Genomic DNA, 14,226 nt, shown 5'->3' with positions numbered 1-14,226 from the left:
GTCAAGTTCTACCCAAAACCACCCCGAACATACGAGTTATTTCTGGCACCCAGGGCACCAGTAAAGTTTACGCCCGGCGATTTCTTCCATGCGGATGGTGGCACTGCATCGCGGGCACTTCTGCCCGTGGCGCATATACACATAGTTTGCGTGATCAGGCCACGCCTCAGTTTCAGGGATACCGGGACGATCCTGCTGCTCGGTGGTAATGATTCTACCCACACGCACACCAATGGTGAGCAGATGCTTATTATCGTCCCACAGGCGGCGCAGCTCATCATCACTGAGTGTCTTCCCGGGGCGTAACGGGTCAATTTTCTGGCGGTACAGCGATTCGGCACGAAAAATATTACCCACCCCGGAAATAGCTGCCTGATCCATGAGAATCACCCCGATCGGGCGGCTGCTTTTAGCGGCGGCACGGTAGAACTGCCCCGGGTCAGCATCAGCGTTCAGCGGATCTGGCCCCAGCTTCCCACGCACCACAGCAACCTCGTCCGGGGTGAGAGTACGGCAAACAGTGGGGCCCACAAGGTCAGCCCAACCATGCTCCGAGACGATACGGCAACGAGTAGTTGCTTTTGGCTGAGGAGGGCCAGAATACTCGGCGTGCTCCCCACCGCTGTATTCTTTCTCACCAATCTTGCGAGGCGCCCCAATACTTGAGGCGCCTGTGAACGATTCGTCCCCGCCAAAACTCCAGTTGCCATAAATCCCCAGGTGCACGTTCAACGTCAATTCGTTGTCGAACCCAACAAAAAGATGCTTACCGTGCGCAAACGCCTGGGCAATACGTGCCCCATCAACCAGCGCAGCCCCTTCAGCGTAGCGGCCCTGCGGGCTAGTAACACGCACCCACTCCCCGGTAAACACATCGTTGAATTGGCGGGCTATACGGTGAATAGAGTGGCCTTCAGGCACGCGCTTCTCCTTAGCGGTAGGGGCAAAAGTGGGGCGGGACTTATTTATTCGTCAATATGTTTGCCAGCGATCTTCCCGGTCCGCTCATACTCGCCAAGCTGCCCAATACGACGGGCGTGGCGTTCCTCTCCGCTCCAGGGGGTGCTGAGGAAAACTTTAATGATTTCCAACGCCTCATCCGTTGAATGCTGGCGCCCACCCACAGCAACCACTTGCGCATTATTATGATCGCGTGCGAGCGCCGCCGTACTGTGGTTCCAGGCTAGGGCTGCGCGGATACCTTCAACCTTATTAGCAGCCATCTGCTCCCCGTTACCGGAGCCGCCAAGCACAATGCCAAGAGAATCAAGCCCGGCGTCACGGTCACGTTTCACCGCGAGAGCCGCGTTAATGCAGAAGCTGGGGTAATCATCCAGCGGGTCATATTCGGTGGGGCCGTGGTCGATCATCTCGTATCCTGCGGCGGTGAGTTTCTCAATCAGGTAGTGGCTCAGCTGCAGACCGGCGTGGTCGGTGGCGATGTGTACGCGCAAGGGAGGTTCTCCTATGATTGTGTGCCCGGCGGGGCTGCTGGTGATATGCTCACCCCAGGCCGCTGGTGCTGGCAGGTGCGGGGTGTGCCCTCATTAACTGTAGCGAATACAGCGGTATTCCTGTAACTGACAACATGCCGCAGACGGGCTTTTATGGGCGGGCCTGTGGGCAACAGTTTTTCGGGTGTTATCGCGCCGGGCATACGGTAAGATTGTGGTTTGAGGCACTGTTGCGTGGCTCTGTACCCCCACGCCCCAGATAACCAGCTGACACCCGCGACATTGCGGGGCTAACAGCTGTGATGACGGTACCAAAACCATATACATTTTTAGAAAGGGAGCCTATGCCCGGCCTGAACCTAACCCGCGATGAAGCGATTGAGCGTGCCACAGTCATTAAGCGCGTGCACACCTACCGTATTGAGCTTGACCTGCCCAGCGACAAAGATGTTTTTACGTGTAAAACCGAGATCCGTTTTGACGCGGTACCCGGCGCATCCACGTTCATTGACGCTATCACCAGCACGGTGCGTTCGATTGAACTGAACGGTGAACAGTTGGATACCGGCCTAGCCGACGGGGAGCGCATTACCTTGCCGAACCTTGCCGCGCAGAACGTACTGGTGATTGACGCCGATATGTTCTACACCAACACCGGTGAGGGCCTGCACCGGTTTGTGGATCCGGTGGACGGGGAGGTGTACTTGTACTCGCAGTTTGAGGTACCGGACTCGCGCCGTGTGTTCCCCGTATTTGAGCAGCCGGATTTGAAAGCGGAGTTCGAGTTTATCGTGCACGTACCCGCACCGTGGGTGGTGGTTTCTAACCAGCCTGAGGTGAAGATCGTGCCGAAAGACTGCGGGTGCGGCCGGGCACAAACCTGGTATTTCAAGCCGACCCCGCGTATCTCCTCCTACATTACGGCGATCGTGGCTGGCCCGTACGAGAAAGTCACCAGCGAACTCACGAACTCTGAGGGACGCGTCATCCCCCTGGGCGTGTACGCCCGTAAGTCACTCATGCCATTCGTAGACGCCGACGACGTGTTCGAGCTGACCCGCCAAGGGTTCGAGTTCTACGAAGAGCAGTTCAAAACCCCGTACCCGTTTGAGAAGTACGATCAGCTGTTCGTCCCCGAGTTCAACGCTGGCGCAATGGAAAACGCCGGGTGCGTGACCTACCTTGAGGCGTACGTCTTCCGGTCCAAGGTGGCCGAGGCGCTGCGTGAGCGCCGCGCCATTACGGTGCTGCACGAGCTGGCGCACATGTGGTTCGGTGATTTGGTGACCATGCAGTGGTGGAACGACCTGTGGCTGAACGAGTCGTTTGCCGAGTTCATGTCTACACTGGCGGCAGCCGAAAACACCCGGTACGCGAAAGAAGCCTGGGCCACGTTCGCGGCCTCAGAGAAAACCTGGGCGTACCGGCAGGACCAGCTCTCCTCAACCCACCCGATCGTGGCCGAAATCCGTGACCTGCAGGATGTGCAGGTGAACTTTGACGGTATCACCTACGCGAAGGGCGCCTCGGTGCTGCGGCAGATGGTGGCGTGGGTTGGCCAGGAGAATTTCATGGCGGCCCTCAAAGAGTATTTCACCAAGCACGCCTGGGGCAACACGGTACTGGACGACCTGCTGGTTGAGCTTGAGAAAACTTCGGGGCGGGACGTGCGCGCATGGAGCGCCAAGTGGCTGGAAACCGCCGGGGTGAACACCCTCACTGTTGAGGTTGCTGACGATGCGGAAGGGAACATTACGTCCCTGGGCGTGCGCCAGTCATACGCTGAAGGGTTTGAGACCCTGCGCCCGCACCGTGCAGTCATTGGTTTCTACAACCTGACAGACGGCAAGCTGACCCGCACCGACCGCATTGAGCTTGATATTGATGGGGAACTAACCGAGGTTACTGAAGCTGTGGGGAAGAAACGCCCCGATCTGCTGCTGCTGAATGACGAAGATTTGGCGTACGCGAAGGTGCGCCTGGATGAGCGTTCCATCGAAACCGCCGTGAAGCACCTGGGCGACATTGATTCGTCAGTGGCGCGCGGCGTGGTGTGGGGCTCCCTGTGGGATACTGTGCGCGATGCGCAGATGCCCGCCCGCCAGTACGTTGAGCTGGTGCTGAACAATATTGGGCAGGAGACGAACTCCACGGCGATGCGCACCCAGCTGCAGGGCCTCTCAACGGCGCTACGCACGTTCGTGAACCCCCAGTTTAGGGACGAGACCCGCGAATACGCAGCCGACAGGCTGTGGCAGCTGGTGCAGGCGGCAGAACCGGATTCGGATGCGCAGCTGCAACTGGTGCAGGCGTTCGTTAACCAGACCCGCACCGCTGAACAGTACGAGAACGTGCAGCGCCTCTTCGATGGGTCGATCACCCTCGACGGCCTGGAAATTGATACGGACCTGCGGTGGAACCTGCTGTGCCGCCTGGCAACCGGCGGGCGGGCCACCAGCGAGCAGATTGCGGCCGAGCTGGAGCGCGATAACACCGCAAACGGCCAGCAGTACGCGGCGCAGGCGTACGCATCGTTCCCCACCGCCGAGGCTAAGGCAGAGTACTGGGAGAAGATCATGGTGACCGGTGAACTGTCGAACATGATCCAGCGGTATGCCATTGCCGGTTTTAAGGCTGGCGAGAAGGAACTGACCGAGCAGTATATTGAGCCGTACTTTGAGCTGGTTGAGGGCGTGTGGCGTTCCCGTTCGCACGAGATTTCTTTGCAGATTATTAGCGGCATGTACCCCTCAGAGCCAACCGCCGAACTGCTGGAACGCACCGAAACCTATTTGGCGTCATTGCCTGAGGACGCGGCGGCGCTGCGCCGGCAGATTGCGGAAGCACGCGACGGCGTGGCTCGTGCCTTGAAGGTTCAAGCGGCTGATATTTAGTCCTGACACACCCGGCATTCTCGCAGAGAAATTTTGGGGCTGAAAACGCCTAAATATTCTTCCCCAAAAGGTGCCATAGAAATAACGGGTTACCAACGCAAACCCCTCACTCCCCCACTCTTCCATGAAGAAAAACCTGGGAGTGAGGGGTTTAACATGCGCGCTATTCTATTAACGGTTCCCGCCGATAGCCTCCTAGACATCTGCCATAATAAAAGAGTTTTATCCCCTTTTAGAGGAGCATAATGTCTGCGCCGACATACTATGATCGTTCACATGTGCAGGGAGAGTTAAACCGTTTCGCCCACCAGTGGCGGCAGAAACTCAACCAACATAAGAGCGCTTCTAGAAAGAATTTTGAAATAAGCGAGACCCAGACTTTTTGGAACTCGCTACTGGTCTGTTTCGGTATTAAACCTGGCACTGTCGCCGAGTTTGAGCGACCCGCACGCCGCGCAAGCACCGGTAACCCCGGTCGTATTGATGTGTTTTGGCCTTCGGTACTTTTGGTGGAGCAAAAAACTGAAGGGAAAAACCTTGAGGAAGCACTCGATCAGGCTCGCGACTATATAGATGGCGGAAGCATCCCTGAGGAGAACCTGCCGCGTTACCTTGCGGTGAGCGATTTTGAGCGTTTCATTTTTGTAAACCGCCGCACCGGCGAGCGGGAGGAATTCACGCTTGAGCAGCTGCCGGATCGTTATGATTCTTTGAAGTTTCTGGTGGGCGAAGAAGCCATTAGCGCTGAGGAGCAGCAGGAACTCACCATTGCGGCCTCAAAGATTATGGCAAATCTTTACCAAGCGATGCTCGGCGACGCTGATGCCCCTGTTGGTGAGGATGCCGCGCAGAATGCCGAAGATGAGGACCTTCGCGTGCAGGAAACTTCAATGTTCCTCACCCGTATTCTTTTCCTTCTGTTTGGCGATGACGCCGGTATTTGGGAGCTGCATCTTTTCACCCGTTTTCTGCGTAAACATACCCGCGAAGACGGTTCAGACTTGGGAACGCAGATTAACGCCTTGTTTGAGTACCTGGACACTCCCGAAGCTAAGCGTTCGCGGATGCGACACGTACCTGAGCTAATGGCCCGGTTCCCGTACGTGAACGGTTCGCTGTTTGCTGAGCGCACCCCGACCGAGTATTTTACGCGTGAACTGCGCGAACAGCTGTTGATTGCGTGCGGTTTTGACTGGTCGCAGATTTCAACCGCTATTTTCGGCTCGATGTTCCAGCTGGTGAAGTCGCGTGAGGCGCGCCGCGCGGCAGGTGAGCATTACACATCGGAAGAGAATATTCTTAAAACCATTAACCCGCTTTTTCTGGATGATTTGCGCGCCCGCGCAGAAAGTCTGATTGCTTCCACCAAGGGTTCTAAGGCTAAGCGGGCCGGGCTTGCGGCGTTCCTTGATGAGCTTGGGAGCATACATTTTATGGATCCGGCGTGCGGTTCTGGGAACTTCCTGCAGGTTGCGTATATGCAGCTGCGTGAGCTTGAGACCCGGGTGCTCACTGAGATTCACCGTCTTGAGGAGTCGGGTGGCTTTACGCTGGATGCGTCTTTGAGCACGCGCCTTTCCATCTCGCAGTTCCACGGGATTGAGATTAACTGGTGGCCTTCAAGGATTGCGGAAGTCGCCATGTTCTTATCGGAGTTTCAGGCTGACCGTGCCTTGGCGCGCGCTTTGGGCCAGGTTCCCACGCGTTTGCCGATTACCTCAGTAGCTCATATTGTGCATGCAGATGCTCTCACCACCAATTGGCGTGAGATGATTCCGGCAGAAGCCACCAAGGTTTTTATATTTGGGAACCCGCCGTTTTTGGGACAGTGGACGATGTCTAAAGCGCAGACTTCCGCTATGAAAACGGTGTGGGGCAAAGATTATGACGGCTACCTGGATTTTGTGACCGCTTGGTTCTGGAAAGCGGTACAGTTCTTTGACAAGGAATTTGAGGGCGAATTTGCTTTCGTATCGACTAACTCTATTGCGCAAGGACAACCGGTTCCGGCACTTTTTGGCCCGATTTTTCGGGAAGGATGGCGCATTAAATTCGCGTATCATACGTTCCCGTGGGATTCTCAAGCACCCGGTCAGGCTGCGGTACACTGCGTAATTACCGGGTTCACCCGGTCTGAGGACTATAAACCACGCCTATTTGAATATGACTGGAACGCGAAGCAGACTCGTGAAGCGGCAGACGTCAAAAGTATTAATGCCTATCTTCTGGATGCCCCCAATATTTTAGTGAAGAAACGGTCGAGGCCATTGTCACAGCAAATTCCTCCTGTACTTCGGGGTAGTCAGCCTACTGATGGAGGGAATCTTGTTATAGAAGAAAAAGATTACGCCGAAGTTTCAAGCGATCCTATAGCGGCTAAATATTTACGGCCTTTCCGCATGGGAAAAGAACTCGTGCGCGGGCTTGATCGATGGTGCCTCTGGCTTGAAAATGTTATCCCCTCTGATATTGCGAAAAGCTCGGTACTTAAAACTCGACTTGAGGCTGTTCGAATCATGCGTGATAAAAGTACTAAACAAGCAACACGAGATTTTGCTTCTACACCCCATCTTTTTACAGAGATAAGACAACCAGATACGAGCTATGTCGGCATTCCCCGTGTAGTTTCGGAAACGCGCCCTTTTTATACGGTGGCGCATCTTCCCGCTGAAGTTATCGCCGGAGATAAAGTATATACCGCTATTGATCCTGACGGATTTCTCTTTGCCATTATTAGTTCTTCTATGTTCATTACCTGGCAGAAAGCAGTCGGTGGTCGCCTGAAATCTGATTTGAGTTTCTCGAATACTGTTGTTTGGAATAATCTTCCTCTTCCTGAAGTAGCTGAGGATTTGCGTTCTAAAATTATTGCGGCGGGGCAGAAAATTCTGGAAGTTCGCGAGGCACTCGCGGAAAAGCACGGTGGCCGTGTTTCGCTTGCAGATATGTATAATCCGCTGGCGATGAACTCTGAGCTATTGAAGGCGCATAAGGAACTGGATCGCCACGTTGATAAGGCATTCGGTGCCGCCAAGCTGTGCGCATCCAACAATAAACGCCTCGAAATCCTCTTCGCCCGCTACGCAGAACTCACAGCAGAATAACTGATAAGTGCCTTAAGCCCGGTGCGGGGTTTACCTCCCCGCACCGGGCTTTCTCATACCCGCGCCCTGCCAGGCTGCAGACTAGCCTACTTGCTCAAATCCTTGAAATACCGAGCAACGGGCCAGCGAACAAATCCTTCGGACTCATAGAGCGCTCGGGCCGGTGCGTGTCCCGAATCGCCGCCGGTTTCGACCATCACCATGCGCATCCCGGCGTCTTTACTCAGCGCATAGGCGTGCTCCATGAGCTGCTGCCCCACGCCGCGCCGCTGGTACTCGGGATCGACAGCAATCACATAAATCTCACCCATCTGATCCTCAGGGTGAATACGTGTGCAAACCCAAGCGACCGGGTGCTCACCCTCAATCGCAACAGACACATTCTGAGGTTCCTGATCGAATACTTCCTTCAAATCGCTAAGCTGTCGCTGCTGCCATCCCTGAGGATAGAAAGCATCATAAACGAACTCGGGGACGTCGTTGTGCATCCGCGGAAAAACGGATCCCCAGGCGCGAAGTGAAATATCCAGAAGAGCTTCCGGGTACGCAGGGCTGTAAGAGACAATACGCATTGTTACACCCTATAAAAGCGACGTCTGAAATGCAATGCTGTCTTGAACTATGCCCGGTTCTGTATGGCACGTGCCGCACGCTCGAAATAGTCCCACATGGTCGCATCAATCATCATGGGAAGATCGAGGGTATCCATTGCCTGCCGCATATATTTCAGCCAGGTATCGCGTTCCTTCGCACCGATCGGGTACGGGTTATGCCGGATGCGCAAACGCGGGTGACCTCGCTGTTCCTGGTAGGTGCTGGGCCCGCCAAAGTACTGAATCAGGAACATTTTCAGCCGTCGCGCCGATGCATCGAAATGGTCAGTATCGTTTGCTTCAATCTCGGCGGTCTGTTCCTCTGTGAGGTGCTCTGGCGGAAACGGGTCAAAATCCGGGTACATGGCGGAAAACTCGGGGTCGGCCTTCACGAGCGCATAGAACCTGCGGGTGAGCTTATCGAAGGTTTCCTCGCCACCCACCTGGTCGTAAATGCTGACCTGCTCACCCGGCTGATTCGCAGAATAACTCATGCGAGCGCTCCCGAGCCCGAACGCACCAGCACATGCCCGCCGGGGGCAGCGATGCGCACCCAGCCGTCGGAACCAGTAGGGGCGGCATATATAGCGAGCTCACCGGTGAAGGTTTCGGGAAGGAATCCGAAGACTTGCAGGGCGAAAGCTGCGCCTGTAGGTATAGGGGTTCGGTCAAACTCCGGTAGGTGCTTAAGCACCATGGGAGATGACCAGATGCGGGTTCGCACGGTGGTGAGCACTGCGGCACCGGGGTTTTCGGGGAGTGCTTTTTCGACGGCGGCAAGTCCTTCACGGCTGGCGCGGCGGAACTCGTCGGCGTCAATAGTTCCTAGTTTTTCCCATCCTTGCAGGGGTGCGGCTTTCCCAGCCCATTCAGTGTGTACGGTGACGGGCGGCAGATACAGCACCATCTCGGATTCTTCAATGCGCGCCAGGCGTTCGAGCAGGGCGGCTGAATCTACCACAATATCAAGGGTTGATGGCTTTGCGAGGTTGAGGGCTCGCATCCCCAGAATGGTGGGGGTGTTATCCAGCATGGTTTCGGGGGCGAGAGAGCATGCGAAAACGGCGAGCACGCTCCCGCGGGCGGTAAGTCGTATTGCCGCTTGGGTATCGAGGGAACGTGCGCGTGAAATATAGGTGCTGAGGTCGGCAGCGGCGGCTATACCTTGCTGGTTGTTGGGGAAGATAAGATAGGGTTCGTCGATGCCTTCGTGCGGATTGTATTTGAGGTCTATACGCCGGGTGTTGGTTGTGGCTGAGCGTGGAGGTTCTTGCGGTTCCGGTTCTGGCAGAGATGCCGCGTCGGGTGTGTGCAGGTCATCGGTCATGTTTTGCCTCTCGCTCGCATATTTTCTTCGATAAATCATCCTCAACTTTACCCCTTCGTGTCAGAATTAAAGAATGACGAAGCCCACCCCCACCCAGAACTTGATGACCATGCTGAACCTTACCCCCGCTGAGTCGGTGGGCGGTGACGACGCTTTTACCGCTGTGACGCTAACACGCGAGACCCCGCGCACTTATGGCGGGCAGGTGCTCGCTCAGGCCATTATGGCGGCTGATAATACTGTTAGCGATAAGGTGCTGCATTCGATTCATGCATATTTTTTGCATCCCGGTGACATTACGAAAGAGCTTATTTTTACCTCACAACGGCTCAATAATGGGCGTTCTTTTGCGACTCGCCGGGTTCAGGCGCTTCAGGACGATATTCCCATTTTCTCTGCGATTGCATCATTCCAGAAGCCCGGTCGCGGCCCCGAGCATACGGCTGTTGAGATGCCGCAGGTTCCCGATCCTGAGGGGCTCCCGAGCGTGAGCGACTACATTGGCGAGGTGGCGCATCCGGTAGCGCAGGCTGTTGCATGGGAACGCCCAATTGATATTCGGTATGTGAGCCCGCACCTGTATACGGCCCCGGATTCAAGCTCGCAGAAACCGGTTGCCACGGTGTGGTTTAAGACTTTCGATCCGCTGATTGATGCTTCCGGCGCCCCGGTTTCGGATGCGATGCATCGGGCGGCAATTGCGTATGCTTCGGATTATCTTCCCCTAGAACCAGCGCTGCGCAGGCACGGCAAGTTTTGGCTGGAGCCGGGGCTGAAGAGCGCTTCGCTGGATCACGCGATGTGGTTCCACCGTTCGGCGCGTGCCGATGAGTGGCTGCTGTACGTGCTGGATTCCCCCAGCGCGCAGGGTGGCAGGATGCTCTCGCAGGGTTCGATTTTCAATCGTTCCGGTGAGCTGGTGGCGACCGTGGCGCAGGAAATGATGTTCCGCCTGCCCGAATATCGCTAAAGCTCGGGCGCCGTTAGGGCTCCGGTACAGCGACAGCTCGGAGCGTCAAAGCATACAGAAAGACCGTGTGAGGTGGTTGTCTCACACGGTCTCTCCTATGTTCTAGTGTACGGTCTAGAAGCCGTTAGGAAGCTCTTATCTAGCTTCGACGTCAATCGCACCGTCCGGGGAAATATGCACGGTGCTCTTGGTGCGGCGGGAAACGAAGAAGTCACCCACGAACACCAGACCGGTCACCAGAAGCCCCAGGGCTGCCATCCATACTGCCGCCACGCCGAAGATCATCGGGAACAGCAGCACGAGGAAGCCCAGAATCAGGGAACCAATCGCAGAGAACTGCAGGTGGCTCCCAGCGGCATAGTTTAGGTGTTTCATTTCCTGGGCGGTCATCAGACGAATCAGCGCCCATGCAACCATCCATATGCCCACAACGATCGGGATGTAGGTTGCCTGTGCACCCACCGAGGCAGTCAGCAGAATCAGACCAGCCACCACGGTCAAGATGCCGTCAACCAGGTCCCAGCCGGTACGTGCCTGCTTTGGCGTGCCGAAGTAACGCACCACTTCAAACACGCCACCGAGCAGCACCGCAAAGGAGAACACATAACCCAGAACTACCAGCGGAGTAGCGGGATCGGCGAACATGTAGATTGCCGCTGCAATCAGCAACAGACCGGTGACCAAGGACGTCCAGTTATATTTTGAGAGCATGATGCACTCTCCTTCTTATGAAATACATCAACAGTACGCACCCATTATAAACCACGAATGTGAACTCCGCCATGATGTACCGGTCACCACTGGGCGAACTATTTCTACCGACGAACAGCCAACACGTAGCGGAGCAACACGTGAGATAGCGGGATCATGCCCCCCCCCCATCAGGCACAGCAAAGCCCCGCCTCCTGAGTCATAACAGCATCAGGAGGCGGGGCTACAGCTATCAGCTACCCCTAGCGAGTAAGCTTGCGGTGCACCACGCGGTGCGGCTTCGCAGCTTCCGGTCCCAGACGTTCGATCTTGTTCTTCTCGTAAGACTCGAAGTTACCCTCGAACCAGTACCACTGATCCGGATTTTCTTCGGTGCCTTCCCATGCGAGGATATGGGTCGCCACACGGTCGAGGAACCAACGGTCGTGGGAGACGACGACGGCGCATCCAGGGAATTCCAGCAGAGCATTCTCAAGCGACGCCAGGGTTTCCACATCAAGGTCGTTGGTGGGCTCGTCCAGCAGCAGCAGGTTTCCGCCCTGTTTGAGGGTCAGCGCCAAATTCAGGCGGTTACGCTCACCACCGGAGAGCACACCCGCTTTCTTCTGCTGATCCGGCCCCTTGAACCCGAACGCCGAAACATAGGCACGCGAAGGCATCTCAACATTGCCGACCTGGATATAATCCAGACCGTCCGAGACAACCTCCCACAGGCTCTTTTCGGGGTCAATGTTGGCGCGGTTCTGATCGACATAGGAGATCTTCACGGTTTCGCCGACCTTGAGCGAGCCGCCGTCAAGCTCTTCCAAACCGACGATGGTCTTGAACAGGGTCGATTTACCCACACCGTTCGGGCCAATCACACCCACAATGCCGTTCCGCGGCAGCGAGAACGACAGACCGTTAATGAGCGAGCGCCCGTCAAAACCCTTCTGCAGGTTCTCGGCCTCAATCACCAGGTTGCCCAGGCGCGGCCCCGGCGGAATCTGAATCTCTTCAAAATCGAGTTTGCGGGTCTTCTCAGCCTCGGCCGCCATCTCTTCGTAACGTGCCAAACGTGCTTTCGACTTCGCCTGCCGGCCCTTCGAGTTTGAGCGCACCCACTCCAGCTCTTCGTTCAGGCGTTTAGCGAGTTTCGCGTCCTTCTTGCCCTGAACTTCAAGGCGGGCACGCTTCTTCTCAAGGTAGGTGGAGTAGTTGCCTTCGTAAGGGTAGAGGTTGCCGCGGTCAACCTCGGCGATCCATTCGGCAACGTGGTCTAGGAAGTAGCGGTCGTGAGTAATCGCAATGACCGCACCTTCGTAGGACTGCAGATGCTGCTCAAGCCACAGCACCGATTCTGCGTCTAGGTGGTTGGTGGGCTCATCCAGCAGCAGCAGGTCTGGTTTCTGCAGCAGGAGCTTGCACAGTGCCACGCGGCGGCGCTCACCGCCGGAAAGGTGGGTGACGGGGGCATCGGCGGGCGGGCAGCGCAGCGCCTCCATCGCTTGTTCCAGCTGGGAGTCTAGGTCCCAGGCGTTTGCGGCGTCGATAGCTTCCTGCAGCTTGCCCATTTCTTCCATGAGGGCATCAAAATCGGCGTCAGGTTCAGCCATGAGCGCGGAAATTTCGTTGAAGCGGTCCAGCTTCGCTTTGATCTCGCCCACGCCTTCTTCGACGTTGCCGAGCACGGTTTTCTCTTCGTTCAGCGGCGGTTCCTGAAGCAGAATACCTACGCTGTATTCGGGTGAGAGGCGTGCCTCGCCGTTCGAGGGCTGATCCAAGCCAGCCATGATTTTCAGGATGGTCGACTTACCGGCGCCGTTGGGACCAACCATACCAATCTTGGCGCCCGGGAAGAACGACATGGAAACGTCGTTAAGAATGACCTTATCACCCACAGTTTTGCGGGCTTTGGTCATCGTGTAAATAAATTCAGCCATAGTGTTCTATTCTACCGCTATTTTTGGGATGCGCACGCGGTTTTTACCGCAGATTTTACGGGTGTGCTCCTTACAGATTTCGAAGGTTCTTCTGGATGCGGGCTGGTTTGAAGGTGCGGTTTTCTCCGCCAATGGTTCGGAACGCTTTTACTACGTTGCAGCAGCCATTAGACTCGAAGGTATGGGTACACCGAATTCTCGCGAGATAACCGCCGAAAACCTCCATGAGGTTGTCAATCAGATTGCGCTTACCATGCCGTTGGCAACCTCCGATCAGCCCTTCGGCCCACGTAATACGGTGTACCGCATTAGCGGCAAAATCTTTGCGATGTACACGGACGGTATCGGCTACCCGATCGTGAACCTGAAGACCGACCCCGAAGAATCCGAGGTGCTGCAGCGCATGTACCCGAGCATTATTCCGGGGTGGCATATGAATAAACGGCACTGGATTTCGGTCGGCGCAGGCAAGGGCGTTACACGCCAGCTTCTTGAAGAGCTCATTGAAGACGCTTACCTGCGTATTATGTACGCCCTACCCAAGGCAAAACGCCCTATCGAATTCCGCGAGCGCCTGGTTCCCGCAAAACATTAACTTGGCAAGCTCACATGTGTATTCCTGCCAGCGATCCCGTTCTTTTCCTGAAGCTTTCTGCTGATTACAACTATGCGCATGTGGCGCATGGGCGCACAGGCGGGGTGGTGTGGGCGAAAGAAAACATGTTCCAGCGGGCGCACGCGCTGAGCATCCCAGCTGTCCCCTGGGGTTTCACCTGCCCGGATCACACCGTGGCCCACATTCAGGAAGCGGTGCGCCAGGTCCGCGAGCGCGGCAGGCGGCTGCGTATGCTGATGATCTACCGTGCCCCCGACCTTCCCATCACCCCGGCACCCGCCACATATGAGGGGAACCCACCGAATGACCTGCCCGCACTGGAGCCTTCACCGCTACGAGATGCCTGGTGCGAGGCGGGTTTTACAGCTCAACGGCACGGTAGTCTTCATGACAGGATGCTCGCGCTCGCCAATGTACGAGAACTAGATGAGCCCGAACCGATAGACCTCGCCCGATACGAAAATACCAGCACTTTCAGGCCGCTCTCACACTCAATGCGCGGTTCGCTATCCCGCGCGTTGGGGAAGAAGTACACCCCGACGCAGGACCCTGGTGCACCCAGTAAAATCTACTGGGTACAGGGCCACGCCGAGGTGCAGGACATCCTCAGTTTTAGGCGTTTCACCCCGTAACAC

The 14,226-nt window shown here is 56.2% G+C and carries 12 protein-coding genes; 5 read left to right on the top strand and 7 right to left on the bottom strand.

What is annotated here, in order from left to right; all coding sequences use genetic code 11:
* Positions 1 to 36: 36 nt before the first annotated feature.
* Complete coding sequence (locus D8M41_RS02990; RefSeq protein ID WP_126926366.1) at positions 37 to 921, bottom strand: Fpg/Nei family DNA glycosylase; 885 nt, start codon at positions 919 to 921, stop codon at positions 37 to 39.
* Positions 922 to 965: 44 nt separating this feature from the next.
* Positions 966 to 1,454 (bottom strand): ribose-5-phosphate isomerase, encoded by a 489-nt coding sequence (locus tag D8M41_RS02985; protein ID WP_126926365.1) that lies wholly within the window; start codon positions 1,452 to 1,454, stop codon positions 966 to 968.
* Between the two features lie 344 nt (positions 1,455 to 1,798).
* Here D8M41_RS02985 and pepN point away from each other — a divergent pair, with 344 nt between their 5' ends.
* A complete protein-coding gene (pepN, locus tag D8M41_RS02980) occupies positions 1,799 to 4,348 on the top strand; it encodes an aminopeptidase N (protein ID WP_126926364.1) in 2,550 nt (849 codons plus the stop codon).
* Positions 4,349 to 4,593: 245 nt separating this feature from the next.
* Entirely contained in the window at positions 4,594 to 7,452 is a 2,859-nt protein-coding gene (locus D8M41_RS02975) for a class I SAM-dependent DNA methyltransferase (RefSeq protein WP_126926363.1), read from the top strand.
* A gap of 86 nt (positions 7,453 to 7,538) precedes the next feature.
* Here the strand turns inward: D8M41_RS02975 and D8M41_RS02970 are convergent, their stop codons facing one another.
* Genes D8M41_RS02970 through D8M41_RS02960 form a run of 3 tightly spaced genes read right to left on the bottom strand, consistent with a single transcriptional unit; the run spans position 7,539 to position 9,411 of the window.
* Positions 7,539 to 8,024 carry a GNAT family N-acetyltransferase gene (locus D8M41_RS02970; RefSeq protein WP_126926362.1) on the bottom strand — a complete coding sequence of 162 codons (486 nt, stop codon included), beginning with the start codon at positions 8,022 to 8,024 and terminating at the stop codon, positions 7,539 to 7,541.
* A 47-nt stretch (positions 8,025 to 8,071) separates the two neighbouring features.
* Positions 8,072 to 8,539, bottom strand: coding sequence for a globin domain-containing protein (locus D8M41_RS02965; protein ID WP_037230995.1), 468 nt, complete (start codon positions 8,537 to 8,539; stop codon positions 8,072 to 8,074).
* Entirely contained in the window at positions 8,536 to 9,411 is an 876-nt protein-coding gene (locus tag D8M41_RS02960; protein WP_048755268.1) for a hypothetical protein, read from the bottom strand. Before D8M41_RS02960 ends, D8M41_RS02965 begins: the two co-directional genes overlap by 4 nt.
* A gap of 34 nt (positions 9,412 to 9,445) precedes the next feature.
* Here D8M41_RS02960 and D8M41_RS02955 point away from each other — a divergent pair, with 34 nt between their 5' ends.
* Positions 9,446 to 10,342, top strand: coding sequence for an acyl-CoA thioesterase (locus D8M41_RS02955; RefSeq protein WP_126926361.1), 897 nt, complete (start codon positions 9,446 to 9,448; stop codon positions 10,340 to 10,342).
* Positions 10,343 to 10,477: 135 nt separating this feature from the next.
* Here D8M41_RS02955 and D8M41_RS02950 read toward each other — a convergent pair whose 3' ends face one another.
* Together D8M41_RS02950 and ettA are read right to left on the bottom strand one after the other, a co-directional pair.
* Positions 10,478 to 11,053, bottom strand: coding sequence for an HdeD family acid-resistance protein (locus D8M41_RS02950; protein WP_048751473.1), 576 nt, complete (start codon positions 11,051 to 11,053; stop codon positions 10,478 to 10,480).
* Positions 11,054 to 11,295: 242 nt separating this feature from the next.
* On the bottom strand, positions 11,296 to 12,975 hold the full coding sequence (gene ettA / locus D8M41_RS02945) for an energy-dependent translational throttle protein EttA (RefSeq protein WP_048755266.1): 1,680 nt from the start codon (positions 12,973 to 12,975) through the stop codon (positions 11,296 to 11,298).
* A 1-nt stretch (position 12,976) separates the two neighbouring features.
* On the opposite strand from ettA, the gene D8M41_RS02940 reads away from it, so the two are divergent.
* Positions 12,977 to 13,570 carry an MmcQ/YjbR family DNA-binding protein gene (locus D8M41_RS02940; protein ID WP_238693456.1) on the top strand — a complete coding sequence of 198 codons (594 nt, stop codon included), beginning with the start codon at positions 12,977 to 12,979 and terminating at the stop codon, positions 13,568 to 13,570.
* Positions 13,571 to 13,584: 14 nt separating this feature from the next.
* A complete protein-coding gene (locus D8M41_RS02935) occupies positions 13,585 to 14,223 on the top strand; it encodes a hypothetical protein (protein WP_126926360.1) in 639 nt (212 codons plus the stop codon).
* Positions 14,224 to 14,226 lie beyond the last annotated feature (3 nt).

Source organism: Rothia sp. HSID18069 (assembly GCF_003989155.1).
In the GTDB taxonomy this organism is placed as follows: Bacteria; Actinomycetota; Actinomycetes; order Actinomycetales; family Micrococcaceae; genus Rothia; species Rothia aeria.
This window is presented reverse-complemented; position numbering and strand designations above follow the sequence as displayed.